The organism is Sporosarcina sp. Y352 (assembly GCF_056786535.1).
In genome coordinates, this window is record NZ_JBXCJE010000004.1 from 349,025 (window position 1) to 369,406 (window position 20,382).

A 20,382-nucleotide genomic window follows, 5' to 3' on the forward strand; every position below is an offset into this window, starting at 1 on the left:
GGGGGATGACCTTTGAAAGAAATATGGATTGGTGTCCTCTCTTCTGTTTTTTTCGCAGTGACTTTCATTTTGAACAGATCGATGGAATTAGAGGGCGGAAGTTGGCTTTGGAGTGCTTCCCTGCGGTATTTCTTTATGGTGCCGTTTTTAATAGCTATTGTCGCTTACCGAAAAGGGCTTGGAGATGTGAAGAAGGAATTTATCCGAAAACCTGCCCCATTCTTCATCTGGAGTGTAACGGCTTTTGTTCTGTTCTACGCCCCCCTTACCTACGCGGCTGCTTACAGTCCAGGATGGCTTCTTGCTGGCACATGGCAATTGACAATTGTGGCTGGCGTCTTGTTAGCCCCGTTGTTCACATTGATCGTGAAAACGAAAGACGGCGAAATGAAAATCAGACAAAGAATCCCGCTACTATCACTAGGAATTACACTTGTCATTTTTGCAGGAGTCGTACTGATTCAAATACCGCATGCGCAGAATGTCGAGTTACGTACGCTTTTGCTTGGTATCATTCCCGTCATCATTGCAGCATTTGCTTACCCACTTGGCAACCGGAAAATGATGGCGCTTTTAGGAGGCAGGCTTGACACTTTTCAGCGCGTGCTCGGTATGACACTTATGACGATTCCCGTTTGGATTATTTTTTCCATCTATGCATTATGGACTGTTGGGCCCCCTTCCTTGAGCCAACTTGGTCAGTCTTTTATAGTCGGTGTCAGCTCGGGCGTTATCGCTACTACGTTATTTTTCATGGCTACCGACCGTGTACGAGGTGATCAGGGTAAACTCGCTGCCGTGGAAGCAACACAGTCCACCCAACTCATTTTTGTCATGCTTGGTGAAATGCTGATACTCGGTATCGCACTCCCCGGCACACTTTCTCTCATTGGAATCGCTGTTATTATTGTAGGAATGGCATTACATAGTTTCCAAACAGCATTAGCAAAAAAGAAATTGCCCATCACCAATTAAGGTGTGGGCAATTTCTTTGAGGTGCATATTTTATTACCAAAAACTCTGTCATGCCTTTGATACAGCCGATTAGCGCTCATATACTCCAATTGTTTCTACCGCTTTTTCTGTTATTGAAGTATCAATCGCTTTATCAAAATCAATTTCACCACGAATGGCACCGTTTGCTTTGTATGCGTCATATTGTTTTTTTATATCGTCTATGAACATCTTACCGTCAGGATCGAGACCAGTTACATTTACTTTATCCCATAAAGCGGCATCTTTTAACGCTGTATGCTTCGTCATAATATCTACTATCTCTTCTTTGCCTTCCCCTTTGATAAATGCATCGTTATAATCGCGCACCCCTTTCAAATAGGCCGACATGAATCGCAAAGAAATATCTTCCTCCTCGGCCATGAACTGAGGAGAACCTAACACCATCGCAATTTGGGATTCAGGTGCATAATCGGTCGCATCTCCGAACCGAACGTGGAACCCTTTATCTACACCTTGTGCGATAAGCGGTTCTATATTAATAGCGGCATCGATGGTTCCGCTGTCAATCGCACCGAGCATCGTTCCGAAATCGGCCATGAGTACGAACTCAACATCATCTTGAGTCAAACCTGCGTGCTTAACCATTTCCTCGTAAATGTATCCATCAATCGAGTTGCGAGAAGATACCCCTACTTTTTTTCCTTTTAAGTCTTTATACTCTTTGATTACGTCAACCATATGATTACCAATAACGAGCGTGAAATACGACTTCCCCGGTACGTTATGCCCTTTATCTGCAATAATCTTTACGTCAATGCCTTGCGCAATCGCATTAAAGAATGATGCGGTTGATACACCGCCCGCAATATCCACTTCTCCCGCCGCTAGTGCTGGTAGCATGTCATCGCTGTTTGCAAACTGTGCAAACTCCACTTCGATATTATAGTCTTCAAAATACCCTCGCTCTTTCGCAATGTAGAAACCTGCCCCCGAGGCTGCCCCGTCTTCCGCAATAATAACTTTTGCTCTTTTTTCGAGTGGTGCTAAATCACCGGAAGGATTAACATCAACTGTATCTTCAGGCTTTTGTTCATCTACTACCGGTTTTTCTGTCTCTTTCGGAGAACAAGCACCAACGAGGAGCGCTAACGCTAATAACGATAGCAACCATCCGCTTTTCATCCACTTTGCCATCGAATCTCTCCCTCTCTATTCAACGTCCCGTCTTGACCTTTGCACTTCTTCTTGCAGGTGTTTCCATATTTCTACGAATTGTCCGGCCATTACAGGGTTTTCTCGTATGTCTTCTATTTTTCGAGGACGTGGCATATCGACACTGATTTCTTGAATAATTTTACCCGGCTGCGAACTCATTAATAAGATGCGATCGCTTAATAACAACGCTTCGTCAATACTATGGGTAATGAATAAAATTGTTTTTCCTGTTTCTGACCAAATGGACAGCAACTCTTCTTGTAAGATAAACTTGTTTTGTTCATCCAGTGCAGCAAATGGTTCATCCATCAACAATATTTCTGGATCGTTAGCAAATGCACGCGCAATACTTACTCGTTGTTTCATTCCACCTGACAATTCTTTTGGATATAGGGATGAAAACTTTTCCAGACCAGTTTTTTTCAAATAATAAGCGGTGCGTTCTTTTATGAGTTTTTTCGGTAAATGACGCATTTCTAGACCGAATGCCACATTCTTTTCGACAGTAAGCCACGGAATAATACCCTTTTCCTGGAACACCATCGACTGTAGCGGACGGCCTTCTCCATCTGTAGCAATTGTAAATTCACCGATACTCGGTTTCTCGAGCCCTGCCAATATGCGCAGTAACGTTGACTTTCCGCATCCACTCGGTCCAACGAGGCAGACAAATTCCCCATCTTTGATTGTAAGATTAATGTCATCCAGTGCTGTTACGCTGCCTTGTTTTTTGTAAAATGCTTTCGTCAGATTCTGAATCACGATTTTTGCTCTTCTGCTCACCTGCTCACCTCCACGGTAACATCTTTTTTTGAATTCCTCGGAGCAATAGAGAGAACAGATAACCAAAAAAGGAAATGAGAATGAGCCCTACATACATTTCTTGTAGTAAAAATGCTTTGTACGATACCCAAATTAGATATCCTATTCCGGATGTTGCCCCCATCATTTCAGCTGCCACAATCGTTAGTAGCGCTATCGCCTGCCCCATCTGAATTCCTTCCAACATGACGGGCATCGCGCCCGGTAAAGCAATTTTCGTAAAAAAGTTCAATTTTCCTGCCCCGTAATTTTTTGCTACATCTAAATAAATAGAGTCGATATTAATAACACCTGCAGCTGTATTGATGACAACAGGAAAAAAAACACTGCCCGCTATTGTTATTACTTTTGATAAATCACCAATTCCGAAAAGAATAATAATTATTGGAAGCAAGGCAAGTGTAGGAATCGGCATCAGGGCCATCACAATCGGCGAGACAAAATGCCTGATTGGCGAATAGAGCCCCATTAGTAATCCGATGATGACACCTGGTATGACGCCCATTAAAAATCCCGCGAAAATCCTATATAATGAAACGCCGATATGACCTAACATTTCACCACTGGAAATCATCCCTAAAAAGGTACTTACAATTGCGGATGGAGGGGGGAAGAAACGGATATCAATCATTCCAGTCCTCGACAAAAATTCCCACATGAGTAGCAGGAACAATGGAGATGCAATCGTCAACATCTGTTTCAACCGTTCTTTCGTTTGCCTTTGTCTCCATTCACGCTGCTCGATTTCAAACGGATCGTATCGGACAGCTTTATTATCTCTCTTCAACGTCACCACCTCTTCATTCAAATAGTATGTATCAGCCTAAAAAAGTGTGTTAGGCGCATGCGAAAAAATGGGTCTATTCAGTGATATTTCAACAAGAAATTCATGACAGTCATCTGACTGATACACTATCTAGTCGATCGGACACAAGTTGTGGGCAGTCAGCCGCGGGTTACGAGCGGTTGAATTCGAGACAACATAAAAAACCATGGAGTAGGATTCTCCATGGTTTTGGTCACTTCAACTTATTCAAATAATAATCCCGGTCTTCTTTGCGTCAAACAGTAGCTCCTCCCGAAATGCCGGATGGGCGATATCGATGAGTGCTTTTGCACGTGCAGATAACGATTTTCCATACAGACTGGCGATTCCGTATTCTGTAACGATGTTGTCAACGTCGTTTTTCGACGTTGTAACGACAGAACCCGGCGTCAATTGCGGTTTAATGCGCGAAATAGTGTCATTTTTCACTGTCGAATACATGCAGATAAACCCTTTACCATGCTTTGCAAAACGCGCGCCACGAGCAAAATCAGCTTGTCCTCCAGTCGATGAATAATAACGGCCGCCAATTGTTTCAGATGCACATTGTCCATAAAAGTCCACTTCCGTCGTCGCATTAATGGAAACGATTCTCTCTTCTTTCGCAATTTCACGTGGATCGTTCACCCTGCTGACCGGTAAAAATTCAACAGCAGGATTTTCATGGAGGAAATCGTACAAACGTTGTGATCCGAAAGCAAATGTCGCTACGATTTTCCCTTTATGTGTAAACTTCTGTGTACCATCGACCGCCCCTGCTTTTACTAGGTCGACGATACCATCTGTCAGCATTTCAGTGTGGATACCAAGATGACGGTGGTTTTTCAACATACCCATAACCGCATTTGGAATTGCGCCGATTCCTATTTGAAGTGAATCCCCATTTTCTATGATGTTTGTTACAAACTCAGCGATTTTTAGATCTTTCTCCCCGACCAAAGGTGACTTCTCTTCGGATAATGGCTGATCATTTTCGATATATCCCGCAACCTGGCTTATATGAATCTGATTTTCACCGTATGTCCGCGGCATATACTTATTCACTTCTAAGACAAACGGGACATGTCCGATGAATTCCGAAATATAGTCCGCCTGCGTTCCTAAAGAGAAATAACCATGTTCATCCATGGGCGACGCAACAGTCAAGACCATCGACATATTTGTGATTTTCTTCAACATGCGCGGAACTTCATGGAAAATGTTCGGTACTAATTCTATTTTGCCTTCTTGGTAAGCTTTTCGTGTCGCACCGCTTAAGAAGTATGAAACATGTGATAAATGGCCTTTCATTTTACCGTTTATATAATCCCGCTCTCGAAGAGTCAGCATTTGATGAATTTTAACGTCATGTAACTTTGTATGATTCGCTTCCATTATATCCAGCAGACGGTGAGGTTCCCCATTTGCAATCGGAACGATGATATCCGCCTTTTTCCCAATCAACCCTATAAACTCATCTGCATTCAATCGTTTTTCCAATTTGATTTCCACCTCTGTAAGTTTTCAACTAGCAATTAGTATACAACAGACTGAACGCTCACTCAACTTGATGACCTATCACTTTGATGGATATAATGGATGTATGACAAACTTAACTTCGGATCAAATTAGACAACTGAATATGTATAGCATTTACGTAGAAAAACCGGAACAAAACTTATTCACATTGGAAACGCTGCTCGATGAAAAAAAAATGGAGGACGTATTAAATGTAGTCCAAGCAGTGAGCGGAAGCCCTAACCGAACTGTAGCAGCGTCGTACTTCATGCGTCGTTTCGGAATGTTCACCGCGATGCAATTTTATAACTTGGCGGCGTACGATGAGGTATGGAATGGAGATAAAAAACATCTTCATTTCGGAGCAAAAGTAGAATACGGGAAACTGTCTGTTAGTATGTTTGCGAATGCGGAAGACTGGCAGTACGTGGACGATGGTGAACGTCGCGTTGTTATTAAACGAATTCTAAAAGATCAGTGTGACGCTGTCATCAGGCAAATCCGAACCATCTCATCTGTTTCACCGCTAACGTTATGGGAAAACATTTTCGGTTTTCTCCTATGGCAATATCACGTACTGCTCGAAAATCCAGCTACATCCTTAGAAGCGCGTGCTGACCTCAATCTATTGAAAGTTGATGCAGTTTGGGAAGATATCGCTCCACGTTCATTATTCGCGGATTACCTAGGTGGATGCGAACCTTCTGCCCTTTTAAACACTGAAGTCCGCAAGACATGCTGCTTCTCCAAAGATGTTCCAGGACTTATGAAATGTGGTTTTTGCCCGTTAAAGTAATTCATTAACCAGATTTACCTGAGTAATTCGCAAACCAGACTTTCAGCGAATAAATTGTCCCACTGGCTGCGCCACCATAAAAAAAGCCCATGAAAATCCCGGCAGGCAAGCTGCCTGGATGACTAATAAAAATCGACAAAACAAGTCCAGTGATAGTTGTAACTGTTGAAAACCAGGTCTCAGGTATTTTGAAAAGGATCTTCATTAAGATCACAACTAGCAAAATTACTGGAATTGCCCAAAAAGCATCCCAAATATTCGTATGAATTATCGGAAACTCTTTCAATATGACACCAATCCTTTTTCACATTAGCTTTCCCATCATATAACTGTTTCAGTACAAATTTTAAGACGAAAGGAAGAGAACCTATATGGAAATTAAAGGTCATACTATTCAAGGTAAAGTACTTGATAACGAAACTCGCTGCTCCCACTACCATACTGAAGTCGATCGAATTGCTATCAAGTTTTATTGCTGCGACACCTATTTTCCATGCTTTGAATGCCACAAAGAAGACGGGTGTGGCAATCCCGCCGTCTGGCCCGATGATAAATTTATTGAAAAAGCAGTTCTGTGCGGGGCTTGTGGTCATGAACTGACAATTACGGAGTATTTGGAGAGCGGTTCGGAATGCACTAGTTGTTCAGCTTCGTTTAATCCGAAATGTAGTTTGCACAGAAACCTCTACTTTCAAACTTAACAAGTCTAATTAACCAACGAGACGTCTCAATCCATGAATATAAAAAAACGCTAGATCTCACCTAGCGTTTTTTTAGTCAATTATATCAGTTTAGATTCAGGTAACGATTATTGACAATCCACCTTATACTCTGTTGATGAAATAAATCACCTGACTCGAAGATTAATTTGGATTCCGGACGGATCTTCCGTCATAAATCCACTACCGTTCATTCCCACTTTCATACCTAACGCTTCCACCTTCGTAATGGCTTCTTTCAAAACTGTTTCATCCGGATAAACAAGCGTATACGATTGAAGTCCAACACTTCCGGCCTTAGGGCGTGTTACGCCTTCGCCATTCCATGTATTCAAGCCGAGATGGTGATGGTATTTCCCATTCGACATAAATAAAGCCTGCGGATAGGTGGTCACGACTTCGAAGCCAAGGGCATTGTAGAAAATTTCCGTTTCAGGCAGATTTGCCACATGCAAATGGACATGCCCCATCACCGTACCGGTAGGGAGCCCCTCCCATGTCTTTCCTGCACTTTCTGCAATAATACTTTCCCCATCGAGCGGGTCCGTACTCATGTCGACCTTTCCATTTTCCCAAGTCCAAACAGCAGGGTCACGATCCGTGTAAATTTCAATTCCATTGCCATCCGGATCTGACAAATAGAGCGCTTCACTCACTAGATGATCGGCAGCCCCAATCCGTGTACTATTTTGCACGAAATGTTTAATAATGGCTCCTAGATCGGCTCTCTCTGGCAATAGCAGCGCAAAATGATACAGTCCAGAGCGATGTGGTTCTTTCGGAGTCACATTCTCCGGTTGTTCGATAATTAGTAGGGGCGTCTTCCCGTCCGCTGTCAATACTACCTTGTTGGATTCTTGTTCAAGCAATTTAAAGCCAATCACTTCTTTGTAAAAACGGACTGATCTGTCCAAGTCCATGACGTTGAGATACACTTCTCCTGTATACGTAAGCGGTGCTTTATGAAAATTCATTTATATTCCTCCCGAATTCTTTTTATCAGTTACTTACTTTATGTAACTAACTTTATATGTTAGAATGAGAATTGTCAATAAAGGAGCTGGTATTTTATGAACGAATTTGAACTTTGTCCGCGTTTCGAAAAAGCCGTATCTATATTAAGCCAACGCTGGACTGCCCTTATATTGTATCAATTAACAGCAGGTCCACAGCGTTTCTGTACAATGACTGACAAACTCAACGTCAGCGGAAAAACATTATCTCAGCGATTAAAAGACCTGGAACAGCAAAACTTTGTTGTTCGTACTGTATACCCTGAAACACCTGTACGAATCGAATATTCATTGACCGAAAAAGGAATGTCTCTTACACCAATTATGAAAGAAATCGAATTATGGTCAAAAACATGGGTTGCTCAAGTGGAAGAAAACGTATAATAGAACAAACCACCCTATCCATAGATTCATATTATTCATACTAAATCGAATTTAAACAATAATGATTTAAACCTCCTCCTCACTATTTTATTGTGATAATATGATGGAATACATAAAAAATGAACGATATTTCCACTATAGTTTCTTTCTAATTTTGAGGGGGAAAATCATGGCTACAGGCTATCAGGGCACGAATAAGATGCTGACAGGAATTGTTTTCGGTGTTATTACTTTTTGGCTTTTCGCACAATCTTTAGTCAATATTGTCCCGGTAATGCAAAAAGATTTAGGGATTTCACTGGGCGTACTGAATATCGCAATCAGTTTGACCGCATTGTTTTCAGGTATTTTCGTTGTTGCAGCGGGTGGACTGGCCGATAAATTCGGCCGAAAAAAATTAACCTATATCGGACTTATATTAAGCGTTATAGGATCGCTTCTTCTTGTCATAACGAATGGGGCTACATTGTTGATTATCGGACGGATTATCCAGGGTCTGTCTGCTGCTTGTATTATGCCCGCCACGATAGCTTTGGTAAGAACCTATTATGATGGGGCAGATAGACAACGCGCGCTTAGTTATTGGTCCATCGGGTCTTGGGGCGGCTCCGGTATTTGTTCATTTGCCGGGGGAGCTATTGCGACTTCTATGGGTTGGAGATGGATTTTTATCTTTTCAATCGTCATCGCTATCCTCGCAATGATTTTGATTAAAGACACACCCGAAAGTAAAGTGAAACAGCAAGTTCCTTCCCGTTTTGACTATACTGGATTAGTAGTATTCGTATTGATGATGGTTGCGTTAAACGTTGTTATCACACGGGGTGCTGATTTTGGATGGACAAGTCCACTCATATTAGGTTTAATCGCCGCTACGCTGATTGGCATGTTGTTCTTTATTAAAATAGAAATTGGTAAATTGAATGCATTGATTGATTTTAATTTATTCAAAAACAAACCGTATACAGGCGCTACCATCTCCAACTTCTTATTGAATGCAGTAGCGGGAACGCTCGTTGTAGCGAATACATATGTGCAAGTCGGAAGAGGATTTTCGGCGTTTCAATCGGGGATTTTATCCATCGGTTATTTAGTATCCGTCCTCGTTATGATTCGTGTCGGTGAAAAACTATTGCAGAAAACCGGAGCGAAATTGCCAATGGTGGTAGGTTCTATCTTGGCTGCAATCGGTATCGGATTAATGGCATTGACGTTTTTACCAGATACAGCCTATATCATCGTCGTCTTTGTTGGATTCATCCTGTTCGGTATCGGACTTGGATTGTATGCTACGCCATCCACAGATACGGCAGTCTCTAGTGTACCGGAAGATAAGATCGGTTCATCATCAGGTATTTACAAAATGTCGAGCTCACTTGGTAGTTCTTTCGGTGTTGCCATTTCTGCCTCAGTATATAGCGCGATAACACTTACAGGCAATATTGAAAAGGCGGCTTCTATCGGAATCATCACCAACGTCATATTCGCTGTATTGGCACTGATTGCGATTATATTCTTAATCCCAAAATCATCTAGTTCAGCCAAACAAGACGTCTCCAAACAGAAAGTCCGGAAAACAGATTATGGGCATCCTGTTAATTAAAACAGTAGAATTTAATGTAAATTGATCAATTGTAAGACAAATCAAAGCGCTTCAATCAAATTGGATGAAAACAGCCTTAAATCACATGTGATTTAAGGCTGTTTTATTCCCCAAATATTCTGACGATAAAAACAAAGCGTTCTAATTCTACTGCTTTTGTTCCTTAATACGGATTAGAATTACTATCCCCTCATCTTAGATAGTTATTCTATCCCAAGTTTGCTCTTCTCCATTATTGAGCGTCCTCTTATTTACAAATCATTTTTGAGGTGTATAATGTAAGGTGGTCAGATTACTTTTATAATTTCACTGTATTTTTTCATTATAGTATAAATTAGAGCTATTCTTTTCGGTAAAAAAGAAAGTTTATACTTTCCGAATTTACTTTCTAGCATTATAAAATAGTGGGTGGTAAGAAACATGAAAACAGATCAAGAATTCACTCTTGTCGAACATTTAACGGAGCTAAGAAAACGACTCATTATTGTAGTTGCGACTTTTATAATTTCAATTATAATAGGCTTCGGTATCGCACCAAGAATATTAACTTTCATCAAGATGCAGCCTACAGCCCTCCACGTGGAATGGAATGTTTTCGGTTATACGGATGGGCTAATGATTTATTTAAAATGCGCTTTACTGTTGGCCATTCTGATTACATTGCCAATTGCGTTATACCAGACCTGGTTATTCGTGAAGCCAGGAATGTCCGGGGAAGAATCAAAAGGAGCAGTCATGTTTATTCCGGCCTCTTTTTTCTTGTTTTTGGCGGGCGTCAGTTTCAGTTATTTTCTCCTATTCCCTTTAATGTTGAACTTTATGTCAAACATCAACGAATCGATTGGTGCAATAGAAACCTACGGGATGAAACAATACTTTACATTCATGTTTAACTTGATCATTCCAGTGGGTATTGTATTTGAATTACCTGTGGTCGTACTATTTCTGACAAAGTTAGGTATTGTAACACCGGAAAATTTGAGGAAAATGAGAAAGGTTGCTTATTTCCTACTTGTAATAGTCGGTGTTTCTATTTCACCACCTGACTTCATTTCCGATATTCTTATTATTATTCCTTTATTACTGCTATTCGAGATCAGCATCCTTGTGTCTAGCTGGTCACTAAAAAGAAAGCGGGCAAATGAATTGAAGCGTGAGAAGATGTTGAAGGAAGAAGATTAATGTATCTCTATTGGCAGTAATATTATATTGATTTTTGTTACCTTAAGCGTGTATTTGAATAAAGGAGGAGAAAACCATGCCAAACATCGGTGTACCCGGTTTAATTATTATTCTAGTAATTGCTTTAATCATCTTTGGACCATCCAAATTGCCTCAATTAGGAAGAGCTGTAGGACAAACTCTAAAGGAGTTCAAGAGTTCAACAAAAGACATCATGGATGATGTAACAGATGAATTCAAATCAGATGATAAAGAAGCAGCAGAGAAAAAGAAAATTTAATAGATAACTCAAAAGCCGGCATCAAATACGATTTATAATCGTATCTGATGCCGGCTTTTTGAGCGATTAAACTACGTTATATTTATGAAACATACGGATACATCCAAGCACGGGACACCTCAACTCCTGAAAAGTTTACATTTCTCTATACTGTAGATGTCGCCGCCTCTTTAATTTCCTTGCGTCTAGCGTAAATATTTTTGACAATCGCTTTACCAACTGCATATGTCGGAACGGCAACAATGATACCGAGAAAACCTCCGATATTACCTGCAGCTAGTATTACAGTAATAACCGTAAGCGGATGGAGATCCAGCGATTTCCCCATCACATTCGGCGTAATGAGATTGCTTTCGATTTGCTGGGCAACAAGCATAACGATTGCAGCTAAAATACCAGTCTTCGGATCCTCTAGGAAGCCGATAATAATTGCTGGTACAGCAGAAATCCACGGACCAATGAATGGAATTAAATTCATGAACAAGCCGAAAACAGCTAACAGTAAAGCATATTCCAAGCCAATAACCAGATAACCAATGTATAAGAAAATTGCTAAAATAAAACTGATTAGCAACTGTCCCTGTATATATGAACGAAGTACCGTATCGATATCGTGTAAGGTTTTTTTAATCCATTCTCGTCTTTTCCCGGAAAAGAAATTATAAATGAACGGTGCTAACTTTTCATGATCTTTCAGCATGAAAATAAAGAAAAATGGAACAAGTACTAGCAAGAACATTGCCTGTAGGAAAGACTGTAAAAACTGAACAACCCATTTCCCAAAATTGACCGCAATGGATTGAAGCGAGTCAGCTGCACTGTCAATAGATTCTTCCAACTGTGTTGGTAAATTATGTTTTTGCTGAAGAAGTGAGTCTTTCATGACGTTGATTTCATTAGTAATTGTAGGTGCATTATCAACCAAGTTATTAATTTGTTTCGTTATCGGGGGGCCAATAATCGCTACAAATATCCAAACGACCGCTAAGAGTATCGCAAAAATCGAAAGAATGCTTCCCCACCTTGGTACTTTCCTTTTTTCCAGAAACCGTTGGACTGGCTCCATAATATAATAAAGTACGCCACCTAAAAGCAACGGTATGAAGATGGCTTTTGCAATAATAACCAGCGGTGAAAAAATCCCTTGAATCTCCATAAAGTATTTAATAATAAGCATTGCAAGTAATATTCCAACACCCACTTGAAACCATAGCTTTTTCGTCATATATCCCACTTCCTTTTCATATCACCATTTTGATACACTATTAATTTTAAGTATACGTTGTTTTACGGATGGCGTCGAAGAAAGTTTCAACTCCCCTTAATATGAACAATTCATTCGACACTTTTGATTGGTCCATAAACCAGTACCGCGCTCACAACTAAGGTGTTTTTCCGTCCGCAGTCAATGTCGCTTTCTTCGAAACTTGCTCAAGTGATTTAAACCCGATAACCCCATCATAAGAATAAATTGATCTATCTTGGTTAAACACATTAAAATATACTTCTTCAGTATGCGTAATTGGTGTTTTATGAAATTTCCTTTGGTTTCCTCTCCAAAAAATAGTAACTTAATTACTTTATGTAACTAAATTTATATGTTATAGTAACTATTATCAACGTATTAAGTTTCCGTAGAAAGGAACCGATAAACTATGAACGAATTTGAGCTTTGCCCACGTTTTGAAAAAGCTGTTTCTGTGTTGAGTCAACGCTGGACTACTCTTATTTTATATCAATTAATGGCAGGACCGCAGCGTTTTTGTACCATGACCGATAAACTTGGGGTCAGTGGTAAAACATTATCCGAACGGTTAAAAGATCTTGATCAGCAAGGTTTTGTCATCCGAAATGTTTACCCAGAAACACCAGTACGAATTGAATATTCGTTAACTGAAAAAGGAATGTCACTTACACCCATTATGATAGAAATCGAAAAATGGTCCAAAACATGGGTTGCACCCGAGTCCATTTCAAATAATACATAAAGCCAATCACACTCAAAAACTGGCTTTATGTATTCAAATTTTAAGAAGAATTCTTTGTATGTTTTTCTCATCATCACTTCAACAGACTGCCTTTCTCTACAATTAGTCTTGCAGTCCATTTTCATATTGATGTATGCAAAAGCAAGGATATAACAACTTCAACCATTTAATGACAATCACCCTTCTTATATGTCTCTAAAAACCCCTTAATTTGCTCGGGCGTTTTCAAGTAATGAACAGTCTTCCCTTCCCCCGCATAACGCTGCATCCGCTCTATCATTTTCTTTTTCCGTGCTCCATACGTTGTCACAATGAATTTCAAAAATGCCTTATCTATCTTTTCCTTACACCCTTCACCCATATCATCCCGAGTTTTCCCATGGAATTGCACCCTCCTCTTCAACACACGATACAAACAGACCCTGAGAGGGAGTTCCAAATAAATAATTGTATCCGCATATGGCTCTCGAATATTGAATGTACCCGAGTAATTACCATCAACAATCCATTGATCATTTTGAACAACTTGTCGTTGTGCTGTAGAAAACTCTTCAAGCGAAGTTTCCACCCAATCTCGTTTCCAATACATTCGATCTAAATGCGTCACTTCGATTTCAGTCATTTCACCTAGTCGACGCGCAAATGTTGACTTTCCCACGCCAGATGACACCCCGATGACCATGATTTTATTCATTCGAACGCTCCCTTCCACATAATTCTAGAATCATATATATCTATTTCATTTGCAGACTATCGATTTGAATTTGAGAGTATATAAAATTACTCCAATACTTTGTATCTGTTCTATGTACGACCAAAGCATGGAAATAGTTTCAATCCTTCTTTATATATATGGACAGGATAGAGCTGACTATTGTAACCACAATATTTTAAAATACATACGTTAGTAGGGAATCTAAAAAGAGGAGTTGAAAGAGTGCTAGACGATTATATGGATGACCCATTTTACGGGTTGAATTTCCCTCCTGTACAAATTCCCGAAACAATCGAAGATAAAACTGTCCCAGGGAATAATACTGAAATCCCTTCAAGCGTAAATGGGGAGGATGGACACACTCATAGCTACCTAGGTTCGACCACGTGTAATGATGGACATATCCATATGCATCCAGGCGTAACCAGTACACCCATTGAGACGGATAAAGGCCATTTTCATCATATGAAGGGAAATACCTCCTTTGAAGACGACCATATCCATCGCTACGAAGCGTATACGAGTCTCCCTATTTTGATGCCGGGTGGTTACCATACGCATTATATAGAGGTCCGAACAACGGAAGATGATGGGCATATTCATGTCATTAAAGGTTTTACACATCCCTCAAAAAGCTAATTGGGAAGCAATCCGAAATGACCTTCCTGCAGATATCCTGATTAGTATCCCGCAAATCGGGTATATTATCATGAACACCAAAAACAAGGAGGATGATTTTTCTATGAACAGAATGGCAATGACAGCACTTGGACTCGGCGCTGCATATTTAATGCGAAACAAGGGTGCTCGGGACAAACTGATGAAACAGGTTGAATCGTTTACAGGTCCATTCTCCATGAAAAATGGTTCGCAGAAGAATTCTTAAAGCGACTGAAAAACCGGTATCCCAATATGGGGTACCGGTTTTTTACATAGGAATACCTCTTCAAACGGGTATATCTTTGTTTAATCTCACTTGAATGGGGAAAATAACTGAAAACAAGGAGGGTTTATCAGATGAGAAAAAAAGCTGCTTTAGCTGCACTCGGTCTGGGTGCCGCTTACTTAATGCGAAACATAGGTTCAAGAGAAAAAATATCCAAGCAATTCGATGAATTTGGCGGAACTTCAAAGCACGGAAAAAATACAGATACTTTCTCAGAATCCCATTCATCCCGAACAACCGGACTAAAAAAAGGTCTTCTCCAGAACATTTTATTGACTTCATTAGGAGGTATCCTCTCTCGGACACCTCCTTTAATTCGCTACTGCACTTCTACGTTCCGCATACAAGACGATAAAAATACTCGCTTCATAAAGTAGTGCCATTGGAATAAGTACAATGAGCTGACTGACAAAATCCGGTGGCGTGATCAAAGCCGAAATGATTGCGATAGCAAGATACGACCATTTACGTACTTTTTTCATGGATTCCGCAGTGAGCAATCCGATTGCTGCTAAAAATAGTGCCACTATAGGCAACTCGAATATTATCCCAATCGGCATGGTCGTCATGAGTAAAAAGCTGATATACTCCTGCGCTGAAACCATTACGTTAAAATTTACGGCCCCTAACGAAACAAGGAATTTATAGCTAAGTGGATTGACGATAAAGTAACCGAATGAAACGCCTATAATGAAAAGCAATAACATGACGGGGGAATACAGACTAAGGAAACGACTTTCCCGTTCGTTCAGTCCCGGTTTGACAAATTGCCAAAGAAAGTGGCAAAGAAAAGGTATCGACAAACCAAATGCAAGCGCTGTTGATATCGACATATAAAACTTCACGACTTCCAATGGTCCAAGAATAATCAGCTCATGCCCTCGGGTAATATACGGGAACCAGAGATTGATACTGGAGAACACCGCGATTAAGAAAAAAAGGAAAACAGCCGCACTTTTGACGAGCTGTTTCCTCAAATCCGTGAGATGGTCGACTAAGGATGGATCAGCCTCCTGTACGGATTCTTTCACTTCATTTACTATCTTACTGGTGCTTTCTTCAACTTCACGCTCTACTTTGTCCTCCTCAATTTCAGTGTGGATCTTATCAAGCGGACTGACAACTTTTCGATTGTGATCTCCATATGGATCCATATCCTCACCTGCTCATAGTTGTTCCGTTTTCTTCGTTTCCTTTTGGTTCACCGGTTCCTCGTCTTCCATAATATCCTTTGCCGACTTCTTAAATTCAGCAAGCGTCTTCCCTACCGCGGCTCCCACTTCAGGCAGCTTTTTCGGTCCGAATAGGATGAGAACAATAACTAGGATGATGATCAAACCAGGTACGCCAATACTTGCTAAGCTCATTGCATAGGACTCCCTTCATTTTCACACTAGTGATCCGCCGTTTTTACTATAGTTAATGACTCCTTCCGCTGCTCGGTAAGCGAGTGCACCAACTGTCCCTGTAGGATTGTATCCGCTGTTATGCGCAAAATTCCCGGCACCGACTACAAAAAGATTTTCAGCGTCCCAATGTTGTAAGTAATTGTTGACCACACTGTTATCTGGACTTGCCCCCATAATAGTTCCGCCTGTATTATGAGTTGTCTGATACGGAACAATATCATAGTTTGTAATTGGATTTCCGGCCATGACTGTCTTTGCACCCATTTCTTTCATTATCTCAGTAGTCTTTCCACCTATATACTTGTGTAAATTTCGATCTTGTTCAGTAAAATTGTACGTCAGCTGGAGTAATGGAATACCATACGCATCTTTGTAATCTGGGTCGAGCGACATAAAATTATCCTTGTGTGGCATCGACGCGCCTTCTGTTGAGACGTTAAGTGTCCTTGTATAGTTGTGAATAGAAGCCTTCTTAAAATCGGCTCCCCACGTTGGCGTATCTGGCGGTATAGGATTTGACTGGATTGGACGAGTGCCCGTCTGAGTCATGGCGATATTCCCCCCGTGAATGAAATCCAGATCACTGTGGTCGAAGTTGTCTCCATTCAGATCATCGATTGATATACCAAGAGATCCAGCTCCCATAAAAACATTCATTTGTTCTTCGAAAAACCCTGTAGCACCAGGAAGGATTTGATAGGCATAGTTCTTGCCAAGCGTACCTTTTTGCGTCTTTGGATTGTACTGCTCTCCGATACCTGACACCATTAATAGTTTTGCATTGTTCATGACATAACTCGTAAGCACAACAACTTCTGCCGGTTGTATATATTCTTCTCCAGTTTGATTGTCGATATACCTTACGCCCGTCACTTTAGTACCTTTCTTTAACACTTCTACAACATTTGCATGGAAACGTACATCGAAGTTTCCAGTTTTCCTTGCGGTTGGAATGACCGTAATTTCCGGTGAAGTCTTTGCTCCGTATTCACAACCAAATCGTTCACAAAACCCGCAGTATTGGCAGGCTGCTATTGATTCGCCGTCTGGGTTAGTATAAGCCTTTGACAAGTTTGCGGATGGTAACATAAAGGGCGTATATCCAAGATTGCTTGTTGCCGTTTCAAATTTTTTCAGGAGTGGGGTTTTAATCATTGGGGGTGTTGGGTAATCAGAAGAACGTTTCCCCTCGAAAGGATTTTTGGCTTCACCAGATAATCCTGCAGTCTTTTCAAATTTGTCGAAATAAGGTTCTAACTCATCATAGGTAATGCCCCAATCTTGTAGCAGGTAGTCCGCTGATAGTTTGTTTTTTCCATATTTTTTGTCTGTCATTGACTTGATTTCAAAATCATAGGGTAGAAAACGCCACGTTTGCCCGTTCCAATGCGTCCCTGCCCCACCGAGCCCTTCTCCAAGAAGAAAAGATCCCATTTGTCGCATAGGTAATGCCCTCATTTTTTGGTGATTCCTAAACGTAATTGTTTCTTTCGATAAATCTTGCATCAGCTCATAACGCATTGCATATCGGTACTCATCATGCACCCTCGAAAAATCTGCTGTACTTCGCTCCTTTCCACGTTCCAATCCGACAACCTTCAGTCCTGCTTTTGCACATTCAGCAGCAATAATACCACCTGTCCAACCAACTCCAACCGTAACGACATCCACTTTTTCCAACGTTGTTGCCATTCGCTGTTCCCCCTTTAATGTTCCATACTACTTAGTGATTGTGGTTCGTATTTCACAAACTTTTCATTTTCTATTTCTGCGATATAGGTCATTTGATTGCCTGGGAATTCCTTCATGCGCCAAGCATCCATATTGGTATTACCGTTGTAAATTGGATCTGCGTAAGCACCTTCCATTGTTGCCTGCCGAAGTAGCTTGAAGAAAAATTCCGATGACACGCCTTTCATGTCAATTTCATTTTTTTGGAACGCGGTGATAACTTCGTCCATCTGACCACCCTCTAGATCAGCGAACTTTTTATCGAACCGTCCCATTGCTTCTGCTTCCATTTTTGCAATTCCTTGTCTGAAAATCTCCGCACGCGTTAGCCTACTTTGATATCCTTGCGTCGATTCACCGGCAAAGAATGGTCCTTGCATATATTCCTTCGAGTTACTTCCGTAATTGCCCGCTAGTTGGTTGTCGATGAAATAGGGAACCCCGAGTCCAATTGCACCAGGACCAAGATCGTCTTCTGGGAAAATCCGCTCAACTGCCTGAGACAACAAACTGAACTCTGCCATGTTCGTAAAGAACATCAGACCTCGATTGCTTACGGCGACTTGTTCATCGCCTGCCCCTTTATGTCCAGCCTTTCCTGCAACTTGACCTTCCTTGTTGACGTTGTAACCGACAAGACCTCCAATGAGACCCCCTCCTACGAGTGCCCCGGTCGCTATTCCGGTCGTCTTCAGAAAATCCCTTCTTGATAGCCCTTTTTTATCTTCTGCCATTCTATATCCTCCTTCGAACCGCTTTCCAAATCTATTATGATATCTACAAATAAGCATGCCAGTCCTAACCCATTTTTATACAATACAAGATGCTATATTTGATGGGTTTCATTTCCTTTTCTTCCGCACACCGTTATATACTAGTGAAAATGATGTATGAATGGAGGTATCCGCTTTGAAACACCTTCTTCTATTGTTCTTTCTAATCATTCCGGCAGGTTGCAATCAGGAATTAAATCCAACTCTAAATCATGATCCAACTGAAAAAATTGTAACTCAACTGCTTTCACCGTGGTCCATTGACTATGACGGCGAGTACTTTTTCATTTCCGAGAAAGCGGGAACGATTGTTAAGGTCGGGAAGGACGGAAAATTGATACGGGAGGATGTCCATCTTTCAGCACTTTTATCGAATGCAGCTGAATCAGGTTTACTAGGCTTTGTTTTGGATAAAGGTTTTCAGGACTCCCACAAAGCCTATGCTTACTACACATATGATTTTGAAGGAGCACCTGTCAATCGAATTGTGACGCTAGAGTATGATGGGAGTTCTTGGTACGAAAACGAAATCTTATTGGACGGTATAGAATCCGGACCAGTCCATCATGGTGGCCGTCTCGCATTCTCACCTGACAATGTTTTGTACGCAACGATAGGGGATGGCGCGAATCCTGATTCAGCTCAAAACCCAAAATCATTCAACGGGAAAATCATTCGCCTCACTGGAGAGAACGCCTTTGAAATTGTTAGCTCTGGGCATAGAAATCCTCAAGGGCTCGCGTGGGATAAAAACGGAAATTTGTACGCCTCGGAACATGGTCAATCCGCAAATGACGAAGTAAATATCATTGAAGAAGGCAAAAACTATGGATGGCCGATCATTGAGGGGACAGAATCAGAAGAAGGTTTGGAAACGCCATTGCTTACTTCCGGTTCAAGTGAGACTTGGGCACCATCCGGTATGGTATTTCATAAGGGATTGCTGTATATTGCAACCCTTCGTGGAGAAGCAATTCTAGTCATAGATCCGCAGAGCGGTGAAGTAGTTGACAAAATTGAGGGTTTTGGCCGTATCCGAGATGTGTTTTCAGACGGAAAATCGCTTTATTTCATTACAAATAATACCGATGGACGTGGAAATCCTTCAGACGATGATGATGTTTTATATCGCTTAACAAGTAGCTAGAATTGGTGAATCCAGACAATTTTCTTCTCTCTTTTTTTAGTAGACATTCGCTAATTTCGGACAAGTGCCAATTTTTCGTTCTAACAATAAGAGGTCCCGTAAATAAAAAAACCACCAAGTTATCGGTGGTTTTCGAACTACTTTCCATTCAATGTAATTCCCATTCTTTAATTCTCTTTTTCACTTCGGCTTCCAAGTCTGCAATCTGCATTTCGTGGTTCTCCTGGTCAGGCTTCATTTGAAACCAGTTCACATCATTGTCCTTGTAATGTCCTTGGTATTCATTCCCGTCCAAGGTCAACTCGAAATGCAATGTTTCATTTGGTGTATCTTCAAACATTTCCTTACGTATATTAAAATTTTCTATCATTGAGTCTCC

General features: G+C 40.9%; 24 protein-coding genes. 11 read left to right on the forward strand and 13 right to left on the reverse strand.

The genetic code is table 11. The features are described from left to right. Positions 1–12 precede the first annotated feature (12 nt). Positions 13–975: a DMT family transporter gene (locus AC1TO6_RS09255; RefSeq protein WP_482101314.1), complete on the forward strand. Its 963-nt coding sequence runs from the start codon at positions 13–15 to the stop codon at positions 973–975. Positions 976–1,044: 69 nt separating this feature from the next. Here the strand turns inward: AC1TO6_RS09255 and AC1TO6_RS09260 are convergent, their stop codons facing one another. The 4 genes from AC1TO6_RS09260 to AC1TO6_RS09275 form a co-directional block, all read right to left on the reverse strand. Further along, positions 1,045–2,151 carry an ABC transporter substrate-binding protein gene (locus tag AC1TO6_RS09260; RefSeq protein ID WP_482101315.1) on the reverse strand — a complete coding sequence of 369 codons (1,107 nt, stop codon included), beginning with the start codon at positions 2,149–2,151 and terminating at the stop codon, positions 1,045–1,047. A 15-nt stretch (positions 2,152–2,166) separates the two neighbouring features. Continuing rightward, positions 2,167–2,955, reverse strand: coding sequence for an ABC transporter ATP-binding protein (locus tag AC1TO6_RS09265; RefSeq protein ID WP_482101316.1), 789 nt, complete (start codon positions 2,953–2,955; stop codon positions 2,167–2,169). 4 nt (positions 2,956–2,959) lie between these two features. Then, positions 2,960–3,688: an ABC transporter permease gene (locus tag AC1TO6_RS09270; RefSeq protein ID WP_482101411.1), complete on the reverse strand. Its 729-nt coding sequence runs from the start codon at positions 3,686–3,688 to the stop codon at positions 2,960–2,962. Positions 3,689–4,027: 339 nt separating this feature from the next. Beyond that, on the reverse strand, positions 4,028–5,299 hold the full coding sequence (locus tag AC1TO6_RS09275) for an acetyl-CoA hydrolase/transferase family protein (protein WP_482101317.1): 1,272 nt from the start codon (positions 5,297–5,299) through the stop codon (positions 4,028–4,030). A 103-nt stretch (positions 5,300–5,402) separates the two neighbouring features. Between AC1TO6_RS09275 and AC1TO6_RS09280 the strand changes: the two genes are divergently transcribed. Further along, positions 5,403–6,113, forward strand: coding sequence for a hypothetical protein (locus AC1TO6_RS09280; protein WP_482101318.1), 711 nt, complete (start codon positions 5,403–5,405; stop codon positions 6,111–6,113). 4 nt (positions 6,114–6,117) lie between these two features. On the opposite strand, the gene AC1TO6_RS09285 is transcribed toward AC1TO6_RS09280, so the two are convergent. Next, positions 6,118–6,399, reverse strand: coding sequence for a hypothetical protein (locus AC1TO6_RS09285; protein ID WP_482101319.1), 282 nt, complete (start codon positions 6,397–6,399; stop codon positions 6,118–6,120). Between the two features lie 85 nt (positions 6,400–6,484). Between AC1TO6_RS09285 and AC1TO6_RS09290 the strand changes: the two genes are divergently transcribed. Next, on the forward strand, positions 6,485–6,814 hold the full coding sequence (locus AC1TO6_RS09290) for a CHY zinc finger protein (RefSeq protein WP_482101320.1): 330 nt from the start codon (positions 6,485–6,487) through the stop codon (positions 6,812–6,814). Between the two features lie 146 nt (positions 6,815–6,960). On the opposite strand, the gene AC1TO6_RS09295 is transcribed toward AC1TO6_RS09290, so the two are convergent. After that, positions 6,961–7,806: a VOC family protein gene (locus AC1TO6_RS09295; RefSeq protein ID WP_482101321.1), complete on the reverse strand. Its 846-nt coding sequence runs from the start codon at positions 7,804–7,806 to the stop codon at positions 6,961–6,963. Between the two features lie 96 nt (positions 7,807–7,902). On the opposite strand from AC1TO6_RS09295, the gene AC1TO6_RS09300 reads away from it, so the two are divergent. From AC1TO6_RS09300 to tatA (AC1TO6_RS09315), 4 genes are all read left to right on the forward strand, one after another. After that, positions 7,903–8,229: a winged helix-turn-helix transcriptional regulator gene (locus tag AC1TO6_RS09300; RefSeq protein ID WP_482101322.1), complete on the forward strand. Its 327-nt coding sequence runs from the start codon at positions 7,903–7,905 to the stop codon at positions 8,227–8,229. Between the two features lie 169 nt (positions 8,230–8,398). Next, on the forward strand, positions 8,399–9,832 hold the full coding sequence (locus AC1TO6_RS09305) for an MFS transporter (RefSeq protein ID WP_482101323.1): 1,434 nt from the start codon (positions 8,399–8,401) through the stop codon (positions 9,830–9,832). A 420-nt stretch (positions 9,833–10,252) separates the two neighbouring features. Beyond that, complete coding sequence (gene tatC / locus AC1TO6_RS09310; RefSeq protein ID WP_482101324.1) at positions 10,253–11,014, forward strand: twin-arginine translocase subunit TatC; 762 nt, start codon at positions 10,253–10,255, stop codon at positions 11,012–11,014. A 76-nt stretch (positions 11,015–11,090) separates the two neighbouring features. Then, positions 11,091–11,294 carry a twin-arginine translocase TatA/TatE family subunit gene (tatA, locus tag AC1TO6_RS09315; protein WP_482101325.1) on the forward strand — a complete coding sequence of 68 codons (204 nt, stop codon included), beginning with the start codon at positions 11,091–11,093 and terminating at the stop codon, positions 11,292–11,294. Positions 11,295–11,439: 145 nt separating this feature from the next. Here tatA (AC1TO6_RS09315) and AC1TO6_RS09320 read toward each other — a convergent pair whose 3' ends face one another. Further along, positions 11,440–12,519 (reverse strand): AI-2E family transporter, encoded by a 1,080-nt coding sequence (locus tag AC1TO6_RS09320; protein ID WP_482101326.1) that lies wholly within the window; start codon positions 12,517–12,519, stop codon positions 11,440–11,442. A gap of 430 nt (positions 12,520–12,949) precedes the next feature. Here AC1TO6_RS09320 and AC1TO6_RS09325 point away from each other — a divergent pair, with 430 nt between their 5' ends. Beyond that, a complete protein-coding gene (locus AC1TO6_RS09325) occupies positions 12,950–13,282 on the forward strand; it encodes a winged helix-turn-helix transcriptional regulator (RefSeq protein ID WP_482101327.1) in 333 nt (110 codons plus the stop codon). A 166-nt stretch (positions 13,283–13,448) separates the two neighbouring features. Here AC1TO6_RS09325 and AC1TO6_RS09330 read toward each other — a convergent pair whose 3' ends face one another. After that, positions 13,449–13,976, reverse strand: coding sequence for a P-loop NTPase family protein (locus AC1TO6_RS09330; RefSeq protein WP_482101328.1), 528 nt, complete (start codon positions 13,974–13,976; stop codon positions 13,449–13,451). Between the two features lie 243 nt (positions 13,977–14,219). Here AC1TO6_RS09330 and AC1TO6_RS09335 point away from each other — a divergent pair, with 243 nt between their 5' ends. Beyond that, positions 14,220–14,636, forward strand: coding sequence for a YmaF family protein (locus tag AC1TO6_RS09335; RefSeq protein WP_482101329.1), 417 nt, complete (start codon positions 14,220–14,222; stop codon positions 14,634–14,636). Positions 14,637–14,739: 103 nt separating this feature from the next. After that, positions 14,740–14,883: a hypothetical protein gene (locus tag AC1TO6_RS09340; RefSeq protein ID WP_482101330.1), complete on the forward strand. Its 144-nt coding sequence runs from the start codon at positions 14,740–14,742 to the stop codon at positions 14,881–14,883. Positions 14,884–15,254: 371 nt separating this feature from the next. Here the strand turns inward: AC1TO6_RS09340 and tatC (AC1TO6_RS09345) are convergent, their stop codons facing one another. The 4 genes from tatC (AC1TO6_RS09345) to AC1TO6_RS09360 are packed head-to-tail and all read right to left on the reverse strand — an operon-like array spanning position 15,255 to position 18,817. Next, on the reverse strand, positions 15,255–16,097 hold the full coding sequence (tatC, locus tag AC1TO6_RS09345; protein WP_482101331.1) for a twin-arginine translocase subunit TatC: 843 nt from the start codon (positions 16,095–16,097) through the stop codon (positions 15,255–15,257). Positions 16,098–16,109: 12 nt separating this feature from the next. Beyond that, complete coding sequence (gene tatA, locus AC1TO6_RS09350; RefSeq protein WP_482101332.1) at positions 16,110–16,310, reverse strand: twin-arginine translocase TatA/TatE family subunit; 201 nt, start codon at positions 16,308–16,310, stop codon at positions 16,110–16,112. A gap of 21 nt (positions 16,311–16,331) precedes the next feature. Continuing rightward, positions 16,332–18,044, reverse strand: a complete 1,713-nt coding sequence (locus tag AC1TO6_RS09355) for a GMC family oxidoreductase (RefSeq protein WP_482101333.1) — start codon at positions 18,042–18,044, stop codon at positions 16,332–16,334. A gap of 14 nt (positions 18,045–18,058) precedes the next feature. After that, complete coding sequence (locus AC1TO6_RS09360; RefSeq protein WP_482101334.1) at positions 18,059–18,817, reverse strand: gluconate 2-dehydrogenase subunit 3 family protein; 759 nt, start codon at positions 18,815–18,817, stop codon at positions 18,059–18,061. Positions 18,818–18,992: 175 nt separating this feature from the next. Between AC1TO6_RS09360 and AC1TO6_RS09365 the strand changes: the two genes are divergently transcribed. Then, on the forward strand, positions 18,993–20,003 hold the full coding sequence (locus AC1TO6_RS09365; protein ID WP_482101335.1) for a PQQ-dependent sugar dehydrogenase: 1,011 nt from the start codon (positions 18,993–18,995) through the stop codon (positions 20,001–20,003). A 148-nt stretch (positions 20,004–20,151) separates the two neighbouring features. On the opposite strand, the gene AC1TO6_RS09370 is transcribed toward AC1TO6_RS09365, so the two are convergent. Beyond that, positions 20,152–20,373 (reverse strand): hypothetical protein, encoded by a 222-nt coding sequence (locus AC1TO6_RS09370; protein WP_482101336.1) that lies wholly within the window; start codon positions 20,371–20,373, stop codon positions 20,152–20,154. Positions 20,374–20,382: the final 9 nt, after the last annotated feature.